At 32.0% G+C, this 17,122-nt stretch carries 17 protein-coding genes, 2 pseudogenes and 1 other annotated feature; of the genes and pseudogenes, 13 read left to right on the top strand and 6 right to left on the bottom strand.

Translation table 11 applies throughout. The features are described from left to right. Positions 1–88 precede the first annotated feature (88 nt). Together NST14_RS13105 and NST14_RS13110 are read left to right on the top strand one after the other, a co-directional pair. Complete coding sequence (locus tag NST14_RS13105) at positions 89–1,465, top strand: aminotransferase-like domain-containing protein (RefSeq protein WP_163258286.1); 1,377 nt, start codon at positions 89–91, stop codon at positions 1,463–1,465. Positions 1,466–1,534: 69 nt separating this feature from the next. Further along, positions 1,535–1,815 (top strand): annotated as a pseudogene (locus NST14_RS13110) (carboxypeptidase regulatory-like domain-containing protein). Positions 1,816–1,942: 127 nt separating this feature from the next. On the opposite strand, the gene NST14_RS13115 reads toward NST14_RS13110, so the two are convergent. Next, positions 1,943–3,373, bottom strand: a complete 1,431-nt coding sequence (locus NST14_RS13115) for a 4-hydroxyphenylacetate 3-hydroxylase family protein (protein WP_001180373.1) — start codon at positions 3,371–3,373, stop codon at positions 1,943–1,945. An 18-nt stretch (positions 3,374–3,391) separates the two neighbouring features. Next, on the bottom strand, positions 3,392–3,835 hold the full coding sequence (locus NST14_RS13120) for a cysteine dioxygenase (RefSeq protein ID WP_061535665.1): 444 nt from the start codon (positions 3,833–3,835) through the stop codon (positions 3,392–3,394). 212 nt (positions 3,836–4,047) lie between these two features. Between NST14_RS13120 and NST14_RS13125 the strand changes: the two genes are divergently transcribed. The 4 genes from NST14_RS13125 (at position 4,048) to NST14_RS13140 (ending at position 6,342) form a co-directional block, all read left to right on the top strand. After that, positions 4,048–4,248 carry a hypothetical protein gene (locus NST14_RS13125; protein ID WP_000279690.1) on the top strand — a complete coding sequence of 67 codons (201 nt, stop codon included), beginning with the start codon at positions 4,048–4,050 and terminating at the stop codon, positions 4,246–4,248. Between the two features lie 341 nt (positions 4,249–4,589). Beyond that, a complete protein-coding gene (locus tag NST14_RS13130) occupies positions 4,590–4,757 on the top strand; it encodes a hypothetical protein (protein WP_000343608.1) in 168 nt (55 codons plus the stop codon). A 213-nt stretch (positions 4,758–4,970) separates the two neighbouring features. Beyond that, positions 4,971–5,468: a DUF421 domain-containing protein gene (locus NST14_RS13135; RefSeq protein ID WP_001055958.1), complete on the top strand. Its 498-nt coding sequence runs from the start codon at positions 4,971–4,973 to the stop codon at positions 5,466–5,468. Positions 5,469–5,712: 244 nt separating this feature from the next. Then, positions 5,713–6,342: a class I SAM-dependent methyltransferase gene (locus NST14_RS13140; protein ID WP_000397616.1), complete on the top strand. Its 630-nt coding sequence runs from the start codon at positions 5,713–5,715 to the stop codon at positions 6,340–6,342. A gap of 252 nt (positions 6,343–6,594) precedes the next feature. Here the strand turns inward: NST14_RS13140 and NST14_RS13145 are convergent, their stop codons facing one another. After that, positions 6,595–7,296: a class I SAM-dependent methyltransferase gene (locus tag NST14_RS13145; protein ID WP_095842910.1), complete on the bottom strand. Its 702-nt coding sequence runs from the start codon at positions 7,294–7,296 to the stop codon at positions 6,595–6,597. Next, a complete protein-coding gene (locus tag NST14_RS13150; RefSeq protein ID WP_229142736.1) occupies positions 7,293–8,195 on the bottom strand; it encodes an SMP-30/gluconolactonase/LRE family protein in 903 nt (300 codons plus the stop codon). The genes NST14_RS13145 and NST14_RS13150 overlap by 4 nt, the downstream gene beginning before the upstream one ends. A gap of 143 nt (positions 8,196–8,338) precedes the next feature. Between NST14_RS13150 and NST14_RS13155 the strand changes: the two genes are divergently transcribed. Both NST14_RS13155 and lysS read left to right on the top strand, forming a co-directional pair. Beyond that, complete coding sequence (locus tag NST14_RS13155) at positions 8,339–8,509, top strand: DUF2197 domain-containing protein (RefSeq protein ID WP_000551046.1); 171 nt, start codon at positions 8,339–8,341, stop codon at positions 8,507–8,509. Between the two features lie 72 nt (positions 8,510–8,581). Beyond that, positions 8,582–8,838 (top strand) — a binding site (T-box leader). 82 nt (positions 8,839–8,920) lie between these two features. Then, positions 8,921–10,474: a lysine--tRNA ligase gene (gene lysS / locus NST14_RS13160; protein WP_229142737.1), complete on the top strand. Its 1,554-nt coding sequence runs from the start codon at positions 8,921–8,923 to the stop codon at positions 10,472–10,474. 59 nt (positions 10,475–10,533) lie between these two features. Here the strand turns inward: lysS and NST14_RS13165 are convergent, their stop codons facing one another. Continuing rightward, the gene (locus tag NST14_RS13165) at positions 10,534–10,962 is read right to left on the bottom strand and encodes a cell wall hydrolase (protein ID WP_001128419.1); all 429 of its coding nucleotides are present in this window, start codon (positions 10,960–10,962) and stop codon (positions 10,534–10,536) included. 155 nt (positions 10,963–11,117) lie between these two features. Here NST14_RS13165 and NST14_RS13170 point away from each other — a divergent pair, with 155 nt between their 5' ends. From NST14_RS13170 to NST14_RS13180, 3 genes are all read left to right on the top strand, one after another. Next, a complete protein-coding gene (locus NST14_RS13170) occupies positions 11,118–12,032 on the top strand; it encodes an acetamidase/formamidase family protein (RefSeq protein ID WP_229142738.1) in 915 nt (304 codons plus the stop codon). Positions 12,033–12,158: 126 nt separating this feature from the next. Next, a complete protein-coding gene (locus tag NST14_RS13175) occupies positions 12,159–12,866 on the top strand; it encodes a response regulator transcription factor (protein ID WP_000238970.1) in 708 nt (235 codons plus the stop codon). Beyond that, positions 12,863–13,846 carry a sensor histidine kinase gene (locus NST14_RS13180; protein ID WP_002163637.1) on the top strand — a complete coding sequence of 328 codons (984 nt, stop codon included), beginning with the start codon at positions 12,863–12,865 and terminating at the stop codon, positions 13,844–13,846. Before NST14_RS13175 ends, NST14_RS13180 begins: the two co-directional genes overlap by 4 nt. A 299-nt stretch (positions 13,847–14,145) precedes the next feature. Here NST14_RS13180 and NST14_RS13185 read toward each other — a convergent pair whose 3' ends face one another. After that, the gene (locus NST14_RS13185) at positions 14,146–14,772 is read right to left on the bottom strand and encodes a DUF6518 family protein (protein WP_000376248.1); all 627 of its coding nucleotides are present in this window, start codon (positions 14,770–14,772) and stop codon (positions 14,146–14,148) included. A 531-nt stretch (positions 14,773–15,303) separates the two neighbouring features. Between NST14_RS13185 and abc-f the strand changes: the two genes are divergently transcribed. Together abc-f and NST14_RS13195 are read left to right on the top strand one after the other, a co-directional pair. Next, positions 15,304–16,932 (top strand): ribosomal protection-like ABC-F family protein, encoded by a 1,629-nt coding sequence (gene abc-f, locus NST14_RS13190; protein ID WP_002170234.1) that lies wholly within the window; start codon positions 15,304–15,306, stop codon positions 16,930–16,932. Positions 16,933–16,952: 20 nt separating this feature from the next. Beyond that, positions 16,953–17,051 (top strand): annotated as a pseudogene (locus NST14_RS13195) (acetyltransferase); the annotation flags it as partial. Between the last annotated feature and the right edge of the window lie 71 nt (positions 17,052–17,122).

Below are 17,122 nucleotides of genomic sequence, written 5' to 3' on the forward strand. Positions count from 1 at the left end.
AAATGATAGAAAGGATGTATTTCTTTTTACTTTATAATGACTGTGAGAATGAGGGACCTTTTAAATACTTCTATAAGGGAGTGAAAGAATGTATAAGTATTTACATATTTTAAATGATATAGAAAAAATGATTCAACATGGAGAGATAAAAGAAGGACAGAAATTACCATCAATACGGTCACTCGTTGCGCAATATGAATGTAATAAGGCAACAGTTATACGTGCGCTTTATGAATTGGAAAAGCGTCATATTATATATTCTGTCCCTCAAAGTGGATACTACGTTGTTAAAAAATCGGGGAGTACTATAGAAAATAAAGAGATAATTGATTTCGCTTCTTCAGCACCAGATCCAGATGTTTTCCCATATTTAGATTTTCAGCATTGCATTAATAAGGCTATTGATACTTATAAAAATGATTTGTTCGTATACGGAACACCGAAAGGCTTACCATCTTTAATTCCAGTCATTCAAAAACAGTTGGCAAATTATCAAGTGTTCACGAAAGAAGACAATATTTTTATAACGTCAGGCGTGCAACAGGCACTTGCAATATTAACTTCTATCTCATTTCCAAATGAAAATGAAACAATATTAGTTGAACAGCCAACGTATCATTTATATATAGAATATCTAGAAATAAATAAAGTTCCAGTAATTGGTATTAAACGTACGAATGAAGGTATTGACTTAAATGAATTGGAACGTATTTTTCAAACAGGTAAAATAAAATTCTTTTATACAATACCAAGATATCATCATCCGCTTGGAACTTCTTATTCTAAAGACGAGAAAGAAAAGATCGTGTTATTGGCTAAGAAATATAATGTATTTATAGTGGAAGATGATTATTTAGCAGATTTAGAAACAGATTCAAAAGCCGATCCATTATATAGCCTGGATCATGGTAATCATGTCATATATTTAAAGAGTTATTCAAAAATTATTTTTCCAGGTTTACGAGTTGGTGTAGCAGTTATTCCACCGATTATTTCGAGTGCTTTCCATACATATAAAAAGATTTTAGATATCGATAGCCCAATGATATCCCAAGCTGCTTTAGAAATTTATATAAAGAGTGGCATGTTCGAACGCCATAAAAATAAAATTAAATCTTCCTATAATAATAGATCTAAAAAACTAGCAGAAGCATTAGAAAGGATGCATAGTGAAAACCCGCTTCTATTCACATATAAAAAGCAAAATACAATTGGAATCCATACTTGTTTAGAAGTACATAAAACAAGTATTTCGGACATGTTGATACAAAGACTAAGTGAAATGCAAATCAGTATCGATGCGATTGATAAAAATTATGTGAAAAGTTTTTCGAAACAAAGACTATTAAAGTTAAACGTATCGAATGTAAAGGAAGATAGGATTGAGGAAGGAATTCGTAAAGTAGTGGAAGAAATCAAACAAGTGGAACGTCTAAATTTTCAATTTAAAAAAAGAATAAAATGAATAAGGAGGTTTGTTGTGAGGCGTAAAATAATTCTCTTGTTTGTGTGTACCGTTGTAATAATTTAAGCTATAGTTGTGACTAATTATTATAAAAAAGAAATGCATTGTCGTTGGTAAGTATTCAAGAGGTATTATCATAGGTCAAAATAACGAACCTATATTTTAATGTGAAAATTTATGAAGATTCTATTAAAGGTAAGGAACGCAGTATTTCAAATGCAGAAGGTGAATTTGAAATACTAGATGGGGTATGTGGTGAGATTGTTTTACAATTCGTTACTCCAGATGGAGAAATCTATATGAGGAAATATGATAGGAAGCATATACCAAAAGTTATAAAGCTTAATTAGAAACATAAAGGTGAATAAGATGAAACCATTACGGAAAAAGTAGCAGTTGTGGTCGGAGCAACTATATATGTAACTGGATAATTATATATTTTTTAAGAGCACTCTTAGCAAAGGGTGCTCTTTTTCATCATAAATATTTACTTAGCATCTTTTTAAAGTGATTTTTATCATAATTTACATATTGTGTAGCTGTATTTCGTATTGGATCTCCCGCGTAAAATCTTTCGTATAATTCGTGTCTTGATCCTAATGGGCTTCCAATAATATCCCAGGCTAACTTAAATAATTTTGTGCGTTGTTCGGCATCTATATTTGTTCCTTTAAAGTGCTTTTTTAATAAATCAGCTATTGGACTCTGGAAATCAATCGAGCTTGAAGGAAGTTGAATGAAGCCACCTGCTCCAATTAATTGTAAAATTTCTATTGCGCGGGGATAATATTTAGAACCAAGATTCCTTGCAGTTTCGATATATTTAAAGTTTGGTAAATAAGTTTTTGTTTCATTTGTAGTACCTTCAACTTCCGCAGCAATTAAAAGTGCGCGAATTGTTTCGATTTGCATAATTAATTCTCCAAGTTTTTCTTGAACATGCAAATAAGTGTGAGCTCCAATTGCTTCAGCAATTTCAAAAGCAATCGCAGTTATAAATTCTAGCTTTATTAGTAATCGTACTATAGCTTGATGATAAGCTAAACTACTAGAAGCTGTATCTGATTTTATAGCCCAAATTGCTTCTGGATTGTTATAAAGTAAAACACGTTCCCAAGGGACAAATACATTATCGAAGATTAATAGTGCATCCATTTCATCATACTGTGAGCTAATAGGGGAATCAACTGTGCTTGAAGTTGTATTTGCATATGGTTCTCTACAAACCATATGTAACCCTGGAGAATTGGCTGCCACGATAAGAAAGTGAGCTAAATCTTTTTGAGCGTCAGTCAGTTTTGTTAATGGGTAGATTAATAAATCATTTGAATAAGGAGAAGCAGTTCCTATCATTTTCGCACCACTTAAATAAATTCCATCAGAAGTTTCCTTTGTAACTCTTAGCAACCCTAAGTCATTTGCATTTAACATTGATTCTGTTGAGCGATTTATTTGTGGATCACGTTGGACTACACTTAAAAACAAGTGATTATCCCTAGCTTTTTCGTAATAAGATGCGATTTTATCTGGAAACTGTGCATCGAACTTTTTATAAAAATCTCTTGATACGTACCAGCCAGTAAGTCTCGATCTTGCGTAATCAGATAGTCTACTCATTACACCGTCTGTAGCATAACCCCATGTTTCAAATGCAGTTCTTCTCATTAATAATTCATTATAGGAATTCGGAACTAAAAATGATTTATGAACAAAGTCTTTCGTTTTTGGGCTCACATATCCAATAGAATCTCTCTGTTTGGGATCATCAAATAACGAAAATAAATTAGAAATGGTACATAGTGTCCCCGAAAAATTGTTGTCTGTAGTTACATCTACTTTTTTTCCATAGAGCCAAACATTTCGACCATCTTGTAAGCTCTTTATATAGTGATCCTTTAAATTTTGCATATTTCCTCCTTTTAAAGACTACTCATATATTTGTACATCTTTTAATGGTGGTGAATATACATGGAATGTTATTGCTGTTGAATCTGTAGCATTATACATTTTATGCACAGTATCTTTTTTTACGGTGAAAATATTTCCCTCTGTAAACTCTTCAATCCATTCTCTATTTTTTTCGTACGTAATATTTTGTAGCGTACCATTGACTATTAATATACATCCTATAGATATTCCGTGATCATGAATAAGAGTCTTTGCTTTGCTAGGGAAATTTAATACTAAAATCTCCACAAATTCAGACTTATAGATAACATTTCTTCCGTATTCAAGGTTAAGTGGTGAAGTAATAAAAGGAGATATTTTATGAAGTGTAATATTTAATGATTGAATAGCGGATATTAGATTTGCCGTATCGTAGTCACATAAGTTATGAAACGCTTTTTTTATGTTATGAATCAATTGCATGTAAAACTTCCTCCTAAGCATGTACATTAAAAGAAAAAGTAATCTAATATTATATAGAGCGTAGTGAATTACATAATATTGTATTGAAACATTAAAAAAAAGTGACTTCTTTTACTTAGGAAGATTATTTAATTTGAAAATTAAGGTAATTACTTCCATTAACATGATATGCTTGAACTATATACTTTTTTATTGGAAAGGTGATGAAATAAATGGCAGTTCTTTTAGTGGAAAATCTATTTCAAATGTCTATTGTTTTATTACTTCTATGTTCATTTTGTTTTTATAGATATTTAAAGAAAATCAAAAGGGAAAGAAAGCTTACAGGTTTTGAAATTACGATGTATATCATGACGCAACTTGCGTATTTCATTTGGGCGGCAACAACTTTTCTTAAAATGTTGTCAGAATAGTTAATGTAGGGCTAATTGTTTTATTAAATGCTGGGCAGAAATGTACAATAAATAAAGGCAAAGGACAAGGATAGGCTTATCAATTAGGTAAATAAATATAGCCGTTATCTAAATCGATTACAATATCACTTATAACGTCTTTACAAAAAGAGTGGGGAATACGTTCATAATTATGTCAAACACAAAACAGATCGATAAATGACCAGGTATAACGAGTTGTGTAAACAAAGAAGAGGTTTTGCTTTTCCAATATGTACAAATAGTATATATAGTATATTATCTTTCTTAATGTACATATTAAGTAAAATGTTTCATATCATGTACATAAAAGGCGGGGTAATATGGATGAAAAAAAGAAAAATGAAGAATTAATTAGATTTAAGAAACAATGGTTTAATGAAGATAATCAACCAATAGCTGGAATAGAGTTAGCTTTACCGCCTGATATAGGCAGCATGTTAGACTCCAAATCAGTTGATGATGAAAGTGAAGAAAGTAATAATGAATAAGTTTAATCTATATGCATCCATTCGGGTGCTTTTTATTTTTTTGATAATGGAAGATGGATTATCAAATCTTTATTGAAAAAAGGTTGGTCAAAATAGATTCTTTTTCAGTATATGTAAGTTTGATTTTTACAAAAAAGTTTAATTAAAATACATTTAGAATGCTATATGAAATGGGAATGCTAGTAACATTCACCATTAAAGGATTGGGCTATTATGAATATGATTTTTGAAAGCATTATTTTAATTCTGACTGGGATTATTGCATTAAAAATGACAGGTAGTAAATCTGTTAGCCAAATGACAAGAGCTGAAATTATTATAGTAGTATCAATTGCACGTATTATTGTGGAGCCTGTATTAAGTAGGAAAGTAGGCCCATCTATATTTGCAGCTGTAATATTTGCAGGCGTCCTTCTTATCATTCATTTCTTTGAATTGAAATCAAAGAAGATGGAACAATTCCTAAATGGCAGTAGCATTATAGTAGTAGAAAATGGAGAGATTGTAAAAGAGAATTTGATGAAGGCGAAAATGTCGGAACAACAACTATATATGCAATTAAGAGAAAAAGGGATTCATGATTTAAAGAGTTTACAGCAAGTTACAGCTGAACCGAATGGGCGGATTGGTTACCAATTAATAGAGAAAGCTCAACCGATAACTTTAGAAATGTTAGAAAAAGTAATAGATCAGTACAATATAAAAAGATAATTTATCTTAAGAAAAATCAATACTACAACGGAAGTATTGGTTTTTCTATTTTTTTACACAATAATATAGGGGAAATAATAACCCAATCTTAAAATTAGATATAGGCTTATTATTATGCTATATTCAATGAACCTATAGTGAATGTGGTAAAAAATTAATTTGGCATAGGTAACCGCAGCACTAAAATTTATAAGTTTTTAATGTGATATTAAAAATAGGATTAGAACAAGGAGATAGAATCATAATGGAATTTTGGGAATCAAGTTTTATTGAGAAACAAACGATGTGGGGGTTTGAACCTACAGAATCTGCAATTTTGACAAAAGATTTTTTTGTGGAAAACAATGTTAAAGACATATTAGTTCCGGGTATTGGCTATGGAAGAAACGCAAAGGTATTTATCGAAAATAGTATAAATGTAACAGGTATTGAAATTTCGAAAACAGCGATCGATTTAGCAAGAGAAAACGGACTAGAAGATGTTAGTATCTATCACGGTTCAGTAAATGAAATGCCTTTTGATAATAAACTGTATGATGGTATATTTAGTCATGCACTTCTTCATTTGTTGAATGAACAGGAAAGAGAGAAATTTATTAAAGATTGTTATAATCAGTTAAAACCTGGTGGATATATGGTTTTTACAACTGTTTCTAAAAAGGCTCCAATGTATGGCAAAGGAAAACAGTTGGATAAAGATTATTATGAGATAATGGAAGGTGTAAAAATGTTCTTCTATGATTCTGAATCTATAAAACAGGATTTTAAAAAATATGGACTAGTACAAGTTTCGGAAATTGATGAACCAAATAAGAACATGGCAAATAAACCTTCAATCAACTTTTTAACGATAAAATGTAAGAAAGAACTATAACTAAAAGTTATTAAGAATGATTGAATATGTTTATATATTAATTATGCACAAATAAAGAGGACAAGCATATAATAGAAATACCTTTTAACTTTAAGTAACCTTAACTTTCGTTAATAGGGTATCTCAAAATCCCCAAAAGAGCACTTGCGGAAACAAGTGCTCTTTTATTTTTTGTTTCATAAATATTTAAAGTTGCAAATTTCGTGCAATAAAAATAAATCTGAGAGAAATAATCATATCTTTATTATACGATTATTTCTGAACTACAAACGTAATAGCATTTGTTTTTAATTGAATATGCCTTTCATCGCGAACAATATCATAGACTAATTCTTTTATTTCAACTTTAATTTCTTTCCATTCCTTATAAATGCTTTTTAATAGATATATCATATCTTCAGTAGGAAGGTTAATTTCAATTAAAGCATCTAACTCTTCATTTGTATGTAAGTCAATTTCTTGTATGTTCGAATTAATAATTAAACAATTCATACCGCTGCTTTTTGTACCTTCTTTCATAGAATGGAGCACGTTTTTTAAATCTTCTTCTGATTGAACATGCTCTAAACTGGATACTGCAACGATATAATCATAAGTATTACGTTGAATGTAGTAGTTTTCAATTGCTACTTGTTCTATTTTAATATTATTAATTACACCATATTCTTTACTATAAGTTTGTAATTTTGTTAAAGCAGAATCAAGTAAATCCACACATGTAACAGTACCACTCGCATTTTGAATCTTTTGGGCAATGGGAATACTATTTCTTCCAACGCCAGAGCCGAGATCAAGTACTTGCAAGTTGTTTTTTCCTTCAAAATAATCCATCAAATCCATAACTGTTTTAACCGGTTTGTACAGCCAAGAACCAGTTTCAAATAGTTTATATTGTTCATAGCAAAGGTCGTGATATTTCTTTTCTTCTTGTCTTATATAATTAATGCGATTCATAGTGTTTCAGCTCCAATATTATTATTGCAAAATGAATGGGTAGGACAACCTTTTACATTTGTTTGAATTCGAAAAATACCACCAGCATGTGGATATTGCTTTAATTCGTCATCCGTCATTCTTGTACTGGCTGTTGTAACATATAGGTCGGTTAAATTAGGCCCTCCAAATGTACAAGATGTTACATATAGCGCTGGAATCGGGATACTTAATATTTGTTCACCAGTTGAAGGGTTCCATCTAGTAATCTTTGAACCTCCCCAATGAGCAATCCATAAGCAACCTTCCTTGTCAATTGTCATACCATCAGGTAGACCTTCATTCTCAGAGAAAAGGATTACATCGCTTGGATTGCAAATTTCTCCAGTACTTATATCATAATGAAAACGAACTACTTTTTTAGTAGGTGTATCAATAAAGTAAAGGTATGTATAATCAGGTGACCAAGCAATTCCATTTGATGTATTTACATTTGAAACTTTTTTCTCTACCTTTAAATTATTATTTAAACAATACAAGGAGCCAGCAGCATTAATACCGTATGTATCTGTAGTACCTGCCCAAAAACGTCCTGCCGGATCGCATTTTCCATCATTAAAACGATTTTTAAATAAATGTGGTTCAGGGTCAAAAATATGTGTCAGTTTTTTTGTTCCTAGATTAATAGAATAAAAGCCATTTTCCATAGCTAGGAGTAGTACGTCATCTAAATATGGAACAACACAGCCAATTTGTTGATTGAGAGCAATTACTCGGTTTGTATTAGCGGTAGGACTAAATATGCATAATTGTTTCTCCACAATATCAACCCAGTATAAAAGTTGCTTTTTTTCATTCCGAGATGGTCCTTCAGCTAAACTTGCTTTCGCATCTAAAACTAATTCTATATTACTGTCCAAGATGTTCACCTCGCTTTATAAGATATTTATATAATTCGATAAGAATAGGGACAAACCTTTTAATCAGAAAATATTAAGATTTGTACCATGGAAAAACTGATTTTCTCGAGTGATTAAAACAATGTATAAATATTGAGAGGAAAATGCATATGATGTTTTATGAAATTGTTTGTTTTTCTTGTAAAAATATATTTCGTGTTTATGAAGGCAGTGAAAAATATAAGCGATTTAAAGAGAAACCAAAAGGGGTATATTGTTGTGATGAGTGTAGCCACAAAATTCAATTAGAAGCGATAAAGAATTTTTTTAGATAATTATACTGTTTTATTTCGGAAAAGTTTGACAATGAAACTATTTTAAATTATCATATGAAAAAACTAATATGTAAAATGGCATGGAAGAGAAGAGTAGTTAAGAAAGAATACGTACAGAGAGCTCTGGTAGCTGAGAAAGAGCAGTATACATCTTAATGAAAAAAGACTTGGAGCTGCGCAAGGAACTAATTTATTTAGGGATGGTGCGACGGGATCTCCCGTTATAGAGATAGGGTATAAGCATATTTTGCCGTACCTGAAGAGGTTAATATGGCGACATATTGACAAACTGAGGTGGTACCGCGAAGCTAATAACTCTCGTCCTCAAGATGAATAATCTTGGGGGTGGGAGTTTTTTTATTGTATAAAACTGAAAATCTGAAAACAAAAAACAATTGAGGTGAGTAACATATGCATTGGGCGTATGAAGTAGCACACGAATTAATTAGAAAACATCCAAACAAAGAAACTTTTGTTTGCGCATCTGGAATTAGTCCATCTGGTTCTGTTCATATTGGGAACTTTCGTGAAATCGTAACGACTTATTTTGTTGTAAGGGCGCTTCAAGATTTAGGGAAAAAGACTCGTTTTATATTTTCATGGGATGATTACGACAGATTTAGAAAAGTCCCTAAAAATGTTGATTCATCTTTTGTAAAGTATATCGGAATGCCATACTGTGATATACCAGATCCGTATGGATGTCATAATTCATATGCCGAGCATTTTGAAAAAGAGTTTGAGGAATCGCTTCAAGTATTTGGGATTGAAGTGGAATTCATATATCAACATGCTGAATATAGAAGTGGAAGATATAACAAAAACATATTGGAGGCTTTATATAAAAGAAAAGAAATATATGATATTTTAATGAGTTTTAAAACGGGAGAGTGTAGTGAAGAAGAGCGAGAGGGCTTTTATCCGGTTACATTATATTGTGAGAAATGCGGGAAAGATGCGACAACGATTACACATTTTGATGAAGTATTAAAAACAGTTCGGTATGAATGTGAATGCGGAAATCAAACTGAATTATCGGTATTAAATACAAATGAAATGAAACTGAATTGGAAAATCGATTGGCCGATGAGATGGATGATAGAGGATATTGTTTTTGAGCCGGGCGGAAGAGATCATTCATCAGAAACGGGTAGTTATAATGTATCAAAAGAAATTGCGAGAAAAATATTCAATCGTGAAGCGCCTCATTACATTGCTTACGATTTTATTGGAATTAAAGGGCATCATGAAAAAATGTCTAGTTCCTCAGGGAATAGTATTACACCTAGCGAGTTGTTAAAAGTGTATTTACCAGAAGTGATTCTATTTATGTTTGTAAAATATAGACCAAGCGCATCTTTTCATATCGGTCTTGATGAAGATGTGATTCGCAATTATACAGAGTATGAACGATTAAAAGATAGTTATAAAAATAAAACGCTCAAAAATGAAGATTTATTTGATGCAATTAAACTTTCTAGAGTTGATAGCGGATTTAAAGAATATCCGAAATTTAATCAAGTAGCAGGAACGTTGCCGTTATTAAATTTTGACTCATTTATTTTACAGGAGATATTAGAGAAAATAGATAGGAGCTATGCGTTAGATGAAATGAGAGCGATAAGTAATCGTGCAGAGCATTGGATAAGAAACTTTCAATCTGAAAAATTAATGGCGGTAAATCAGGAGAAAAATACAGAGTTTTATAACACATTAGAGGAAAGGCAAAAAAAATGGCTGGTAGAAGTTTGTAAAATACTGCGTTCAAATAAAGATTATTCGAACATAATGGAGCAATTTTATTCGATTTGTCATCATGAAAATAAAAAAATAATGAAAGAAAATCAAAAACAATTATTCAATATTATATATAAACTCATTATGAATCAATCAAATGGTCCTCGTATACCATTATTAATACATGTGGTAGGTATAGAAAAAACCATTGCATTATTAGATTTCTAAAACAAAGTTAAAAGTAACGCAAGTACCCAAAATTCTAAGTACTTGCGTTCCAAATTTTACTACCGTGAATACAATTTCGGACATTCATCACCACTAGGTTCATAAAAACAATGACTTTTAAACTGTCCTACAAATGGCTGGTTATACCATTCGGGCGGACAAGCTCCAACTGGACGGAAATACCAAAGAGCCCATCGTGCAGGCCAGCGCCACTCACCTTGTAAAACTTTTCGTGCGATTTCTTTTTCTGATTCACGAGCGCGTTGATAAAAATATCCGTATTGCACTGCTTCGAATCCACCAGGGCTTTGATATACAGCATCACGTACGGTACGGAGTTGTTTAAAATCTAAGCAATCACAAAATACACGATTTACTACTACGCAGCCAACAAGTTGTTCACCTTGTCGACCTTCGCCTTCAGCTTCAGCACGCATTAAACGAGCTAGTAAATCAACATCGCTTTCGTTATATGGAATAAGGGGCATAGTGATACCACCTTTCTTTACCTGTTATAGTAAAGAGTGTATGTATGAAAATAAGCTAAGTGCTTTTCTATATGTAAATTTATTAATTATTAAAAGGAGCTTTTATGAAAAAAGCTAATTAGTAATTGTAGACAAATATAAAGAGGAGAGATAATATGTATCGAATTCAGAAAGAACATATCATTTACGCAATGTCACCAGAAAATAAACCATGTATGGAAGTGGAAATTGGGAGTCGCCTTATATTCGAAACATATGATTGCTTTGAAAATCAAATTGATTCTGAAGATGTTGTGTTTCAAGAGTTAGATTGGAACCGGATTAATCCAGCGACTGGTCCGGTATATATTAATGGTGCAGAACTTGGTGATATATTAGTTGTTACCATTGAAAAGATAAAAATTGCAGAGAAAGGCGTTTTAACTACAGGTGCAAATCTTGGTGTAATGGGTGAAGAGCTACATGAAAATACAGTGAAAATTGTCTCAGTACATAATGAACATGTTTTGTTTTCAAATGAACTACAAATCCCGATTAATCCAATGATCGGTGTAATTGGAACAGCGCCGAAAGAAGCGAGCATTTCATGTGGCACACCACATGATCACGGCGGGAATATGGACTGTAAAGAGATAAAAGAAGGGACAACATTATTATTACCTGTAAATGTTCCTGGTGCTCTATTAGCATTAGGTGATTTACACGCAGCGATGGGCGATGGTGAAATTGGGGTTAGTGGAGTAGAGGTTGCTGGTGAGGTGACGGTAACAGTTCAGATTATAAAAGGAAAGAAATGGCCATTGCCAATGGCTATTCAAAAAGAAAAAGTAATGACGATAGCTTCAGAAAAATTGCTAGATGATGCAGCGAATCGAGCTGTACGTAATATGGTGACATTTTTACATGAAGAATTAGAAATGTCTAAAGCTGATGCCACGCTTTTATTATCAGCAGCCGGCGATTTAAAAGTTTGTCAAGTTGTGGACCCGCTGAAGACTGCTCGAATGGAATTAGGGATGAATTATGTGGAGAAATTGGGGTTTACTATGAGTGAATTCCATATTAAATAAGAAATGATAGAAGAAGGATGATTTTGTATAAAAGTATCTTTTTTGATTTACGGATTATATAAAAAAAGGTAGTATTTATTTTATATAATTGAATATAAGATTGTGGATCGAAAAAGGAGTAAACACATGGTTAAAATTATGATTGTAGAAGACGATATGAAAATTGCAGAACTATTATCAACACATGTTGCGAAATATGGGTATGAAGGGATTATTGTATCGGATTTTCATAATGTATTAAATATTTTTTTAGAAGAACAACCAGAGTTAGTTTTATTAGATATTAATTTACCGAGTTTTGATGGTTACTATTGGTGTCGTCAAATTCGCGGAGTTTCTACATGTCCGATATTATTTATTTCAGCTCGTGAAGGTACGATGGATCAAGTTATGGCGCTAGAAAACGGTGGCGATGATTTCATTTCAAAGCCATTCCATTACGAAGTTGTAATGGCTAAAATTCGAAGTCATTTAAGGCGTGCTTACGGAGATTATGCACCGAAAATAGAAGAACGGATGGTTGAACAACATGGTCTTTGTTTATATCCTGAAAGGCTTGTATTGAAGCTTAAGAATCAAGAAATTGATGTAACGAGAAATGAAGCTATTTTATTAGAAATGTTAATGAAAAATTATCCGCGTGTTGTGAGTAGAGAAGTGCTATTAAATAAATTATGGGATAGCGAATCCTATGTTGATGATAATACATTAAGTGTAAATACAACACGTGTGAGAAAAAAGTTAAAAACGTTACAGATTGAGGGTGCGATTGAAACGATTCGTAGTGTTGGATATAGATTGCATATTACTTGGGATACTGGTATGGAAAAATGATAAGATTGTTTATTCGTGATCATATACCTCTTATTTGTTTTACAGTCATCCAACTATTATCCATATTTCTCGTATATTGGTTTGATGGGCATAAGCATATCGCGACGGCATTGTATGCAATGTTTTTAGGTGCCTTTTTTATGGTAGGCTATTTAGTATTTCGTTACTTTACTCATCGTACTTTCTATGAACGATTAGCAAACCCGATGCAATCTTTAGATGAATCGGTTCAAAAATCTGATTTTGCAGCTATATCTGCTGCGCTTCAAGACTTACTTGAGGTACAATATCGCCATTATCAAAATCAGCTCCACATACAAGAAAGAAAAAATAATGATCATTTAACTTTTATGAATCAGTGGATTCATCAAATGAAAACACCTTTATCTGTAATAGAATTAATTACACAGGATGAAGTCGATTCGCGTTTTGAAAGTATAAATGAGGAAACAGATAGGCTGAAAAAGGGGTTAGAGATGGCACTGTATGTCGCACGTTTAGAAGCATTTACACAAGATTTTTATGTGGAAAGAGTACAATTACATAAAATAGTGAATGATTCTGTGCATGAACATAAACGCTTCTTTATCCGGAATTTTGTATATCCAGAGCTTAAAATTGATAAGGACATTACAGTAGAAAGTGATGCGAAATGGTTACAATTTTTAATTGGACAAATACTATCAAATGCGATTAAATATTCATCTGGTAGTCGAGAGAAGATTAAAGTGAAAGCTTGTAAGGAAGGTAATAATGTTATACTTGAAATTGCTGATAATGGTGTAGGCATACCGAAGCAAGATTTGCCAAGAGTGTTTAAACCTTTCTTTACAGGAGAAAATGGTAGAGATTTTAAAGAATCAACTGGAATGGGGCTATATCTCGTATATGAAATTACGAAGCAATTAGGACATAGTGTAGAAATCCATTCAGAAGTTGGTAAAGGTACGGTTGTACGAATTAAATTTTATAATGTATAAATAAGTGATCTAGGCTAAAGAGCTTTGGAAATAAGTTTTTTAGCCTTTTTTTATAGCGGTTATATGAAATGATAAAACGTTATATTAGTATGTATAATGACACACTAATAAATACGATTGTTAAATTTGAAGGATTTAATAAAAAGCTGATAAATATTTTTGTAAGAAAAAAGCCACCCCTTTGAAAGAGATAGCTTCATGGATCTATCCTATGTATAAGTGTAATGTTCGAATACGTGATATGTTTTGTGGACTATAATACAATTAGTCTTTTGTTTTTTCATGATACAGTATTGTAATTAAGTAAACAAACTTAATAATTTATACCCAATTAATCCTAAAATAGTGATAGGAATCATCATTAAGAAAGAAGACACACGATAAGCATTAGAGCGTTCTAATACAAGAATCAAGATAATTCCGACTATCACTTCCGTATATCCAACAGGTAACATGTGACTGTAATCTTCAAAGTTTAATAGAATGTGAAGTCCGTCCGTTACAAAAACTCCACTTAAAAGTGCGCTTCCGAATTTATGAAGTGGATTTGTAGTATCTTTCCATAGAAAACCTGCAATTCCAAAGATCGTTCCTCCTATACATGCACATACAATCCATACAGATATAAAATAAATAGAGTGAGCTACATTTTTAATAACTATTGCATAACCATAATAGCCTAATACCATACCGAGTAGTGCAAGGATACCAGAAAGCATAGCTGTACGCTTAGAATAACTAAAGCTAGCCACGAAAAAGGATGGAACTAACCAAACGCTTCCTAAGTTAGCTAATGAATGCCAATTTCCTGGAAGTATACCTTGCCCCAATTTCGTTAGTATACCAACAAGTATCCCTACTATAATCGGGAGGATAAAAATCCTTACAAACATATTTAACTTTGTGATTTCTAATGTCCTGTCCATAAATTCAATCCTTACATTAATATTTTCTGTAAAGATATAATAGCTTATTACAAGGGAATAATCAATAAAAATTTATCGAAAAACAATAAGTGGTTATTGGATAACGAATAAGATTTTGTTTTTATATAAAATTTATTACTGGGGAAACCTAAAGGACGTATTACAATCAATGTAATTTGTGCTTATTCAACATGAAGTTAAGGAATGATAAATAAATCTAAAAGAAAGCAATCTTTTTAACAGCACATATAATTACATTTACTCATACAGTACTAGTATGGTACAATATGGTTATTAACGACAGAAAGGAATGATGGGTGGACGATGATTAACTAATCTTATTTTTAAATGTTGAAATTCAATACATTTCAATTTCTAAAAAATAGGATTAGTCTGCCCAATTTCCATACAACGGTATTGCTATTTATGTTGCGCAATAGCTTATTTGGGTATAAATATTTTAACGACTAATCCTGCCAAATTTATTTGGGAGGATTTTTTTATTCTCCCTTAATGAAAGGGATCGGTATTATGAAAGAACTATTAAAATTAAATGATGTTTATGTTGAAATAAAGGAAAATATGTTGTTAGAGAAAATGAATGTGACAGTAAAACAAGGGGATGTTATCGGATTAATTGGTAAAAATGGTGCCGGTAAATCAACGTTACTTCAATTAATAAATGGGAAGATTGAGCCTTCAAAAGGTACTGTTGAATGGATGCAAATGAACATGACAACAGCATATGTTGAACAAGAAAAAGAATCTTTTGTTAGTAAGGATATAATTGCAAAAGAAGCAGAACTTCTTGCGAAATGGGGCGTGCCAACGAATGATTTTCTTACTTTAAGTGGTGGTGAAAAGCTAAAAGTTCGATTAGCAAAAGGATTTGCTGAAAATCCTAATGTCTTAATATTAGACGAACCGACAAATCATCTAGATGAGATGAGTACGGAATTTCTTATTAAACAAATAAAAAATATGAAAGGTACAGTTATCGTCGTATCGCATGATCGATATTTTTTAGATGTTGTTGCGACTAGAATATGGTCAATTGAGGATAAGAAATTAATTGATCATAGCGGGAATTATACGAGTTATATGAAAGCGCGTGAACATAAAAGAATGGCGCAGCAGCGTGAATATGAAAAACAACAAAAAAAGATAGAACAAGTAGAAACTCATATAAAAGAATTAAGCTCATGGTCACAAAAGGCACATGCGCAGTCCACAAAACAAGAAGGTGTGAAAGAGTTTTATCGTGTAAAGGCGAAGCGAATGGATGCGCAAGTAAAATCGAAACGAAAACGTCTTGAAAAAGAGCTTGAGAAAACGAAAGTTGAACGTGTGAAAGAAGATTATTCGGTTGAATTTTCTATTCAAGCGAGTAAAAAAGTAGGGAAACGTTTCTTAGAAGTAAAACAATTGCGGAAAGAATTTAATAATCGAATATTATTTGAAAACGTTAATTTTACAATTCAACACGGTGAGAAGATTGCGATTGTTGGACCAAACGGTAGCGGGAAAACAACTTTACTGAAGATGATTATGGGAAACGAAACTGCTGAAGGAGAAGTATGGATTTCACCTTCAGCAAACATCGGTTATTTAACACAAGAAGTATTTGATTTACCGCTGGAAAAAACACCAGAAGATTTATTTTTCAAAGAGACGTTTGAAGAAAGAGGAAAAGTCCAAAATTTAATGAAACATTTAGGGTTTGAATCTTCCCAATGGAAAGAGCCGATTCGATATATGAGTATGGGTGAACGAGTAAAATGTAAGCTAATGGCTTATATTTTAGATGAAAAAGATGTACTTATTTTAGATGAACCTACGAATCACCTTGATCTTCCTTCACGTGAACAGCTTGAAAATACATTAGCTGAGTATAACGGAACGCTCGTTATCGTTTCTCACGATCGATATTTTCTGGAGAAAACAACTAATACAAAGCTTGTGTTTGTAAACAATACAATACAAAAGCAGCTCGAAGAACCTACGAAAACAAGAGACGAAATCGAAGAGCTACGTTTAACATTAGAAACAGAAAGACAAGAAGTATTAGGTAAATTAAGCTTTTTAACTTCTAAAGATAAAGAATATAAAGCTCTGGATGAACGATTTATGGAACTTACGAAGCAGATTAAGGAGCTTTAATATAAGTAAGGGGGATTAACATGGAAGAAGATAGATTCACTAAGTTATTTAAAATAGATTGTGGAGATCTATACCTACAAGAGTTTACGATCAGTGATGCAGAGAGTATTTATCAAATACATTTCAATTAAAGGCGTAAGTTAAAAATATAACTTCGGGAAGGAAAAGACCATTATCGGTCTTTTCTTTT

Origin of the sequence: Bacillus sp. FSL W8-0519, assembly GCF_038005585.1 — a bacterium.
Taxonomy (GTDB): Bacteria; Bacillota; Bacilli; order Bacillales; family Bacillaceae_G; genus Bacillus_A; species Bacillus_A paranthracis.

Excerpts from the sequence above, each read along its gene's own strand:
- NST14_RS13125 (WP_000279690.1), top strand. The coding sequence starts at position 4,048 with ATGGCAGTTCTTTTAGTGGAAAATCTATTTCAAATGTCTATTGTTTTA.
- NST14_RS13175 (WP_000238970.1), top strand. The coding sequence starts at position 12,159 with ATGGTTAAAATTATGATTGTAGAAGACGATATGAAAATTGCAGAACTA.
- NST14_RS13120 (WP_061535665.1), bottom strand. The coding sequence starts at position 3,835 with ATGCAATTGATTCATAACATAAAAAAAGCGTTTCATAACTTATGTGAC.
- NST14_RS13135 (WP_001055958.1), top strand. The coding sequence starts at position 4,971 with ATGAATATGATTTTTGAAAGCATTATTTTAATTCTGACTGGGATTATT.
- NST14_RS13155 (WP_000551046.1), top strand. The coding sequence starts at position 8,339 with ATGCATATGATGTTTTATGAAATTGTTTGTTTTTCTTGTAAAAATATA.
- NST14_RS13185 (WP_000376248.1), bottom strand. The coding sequence starts at position 14,772 with ATGGACAGGACATTAGAAATCACAAAGTTAAATATGTTTGTAAGGATT.
- NST14_RS13165 (WP_001128419.1), bottom strand. The coding sequence starts at position 10,962 with ATGCCCCTTATTCCATATAACGAAAGCGATGTTGATTTACTAGCTCGT.
- lysS (WP_229142737.1), top strand. The coding sequence starts at position 8,921 with ATGCATTGGGCGTATGAAGTAGCACACGAATTAATTAGAAAACATCCA.
- NST14_RS13130 (WP_000343608.1), top strand. The coding sequence starts at position 4,590 with ATGGATGAAAAAAAGAAAAATGAAGAATTAATTAGATTTAAGAAACAA.
- NST14_RS13140 (WP_000397616.1), top strand. The coding sequence starts at position 5,713 with ATGGAATTTTGGGAATCAAGTTTTATTGAGAAACAAACGATGTGGGGG.
- NST14_RS13145 (WP_095842910.1), bottom strand. The coding sequence starts at position 7,296 with ATGAATCGCATTAATTATATAAGACAAGAAGAAAAGAAATATCACGAC.
- NST14_RS13170 (WP_229142738.1), top strand. The coding sequence starts at position 11,118 with ATGTATCGAATTCAGAAAGAACATATCATTTACGCAATGTCACCAGAA.
- NST14_RS13180 (WP_002163637.1), top strand. The coding sequence starts at position 12,863 with ATGATAAGATTGTTTATTCGTGATCATATACCTCTTATTTGTTTTACA.
- NST14_RS13115 (WP_001180373.1), bottom strand. The coding sequence starts at position 3,373 with ATGCAAAATTTAAAGGATCACTATATAAAGAGCTTACAAGATGGTCGA.
- abc-f (WP_002170234.1), top strand. The coding sequence starts at position 15,304 with ATGAAAGAACTATTAAAATTAAATGATGTTTATGTTGAAATAAAGGAA.
- NST14_RS13105 (WP_163258286.1), top strand. The coding sequence starts at position 89 with ATGTATAAGTATTTACATATTTTAAATGATATAGAAAAAATGATTCAA.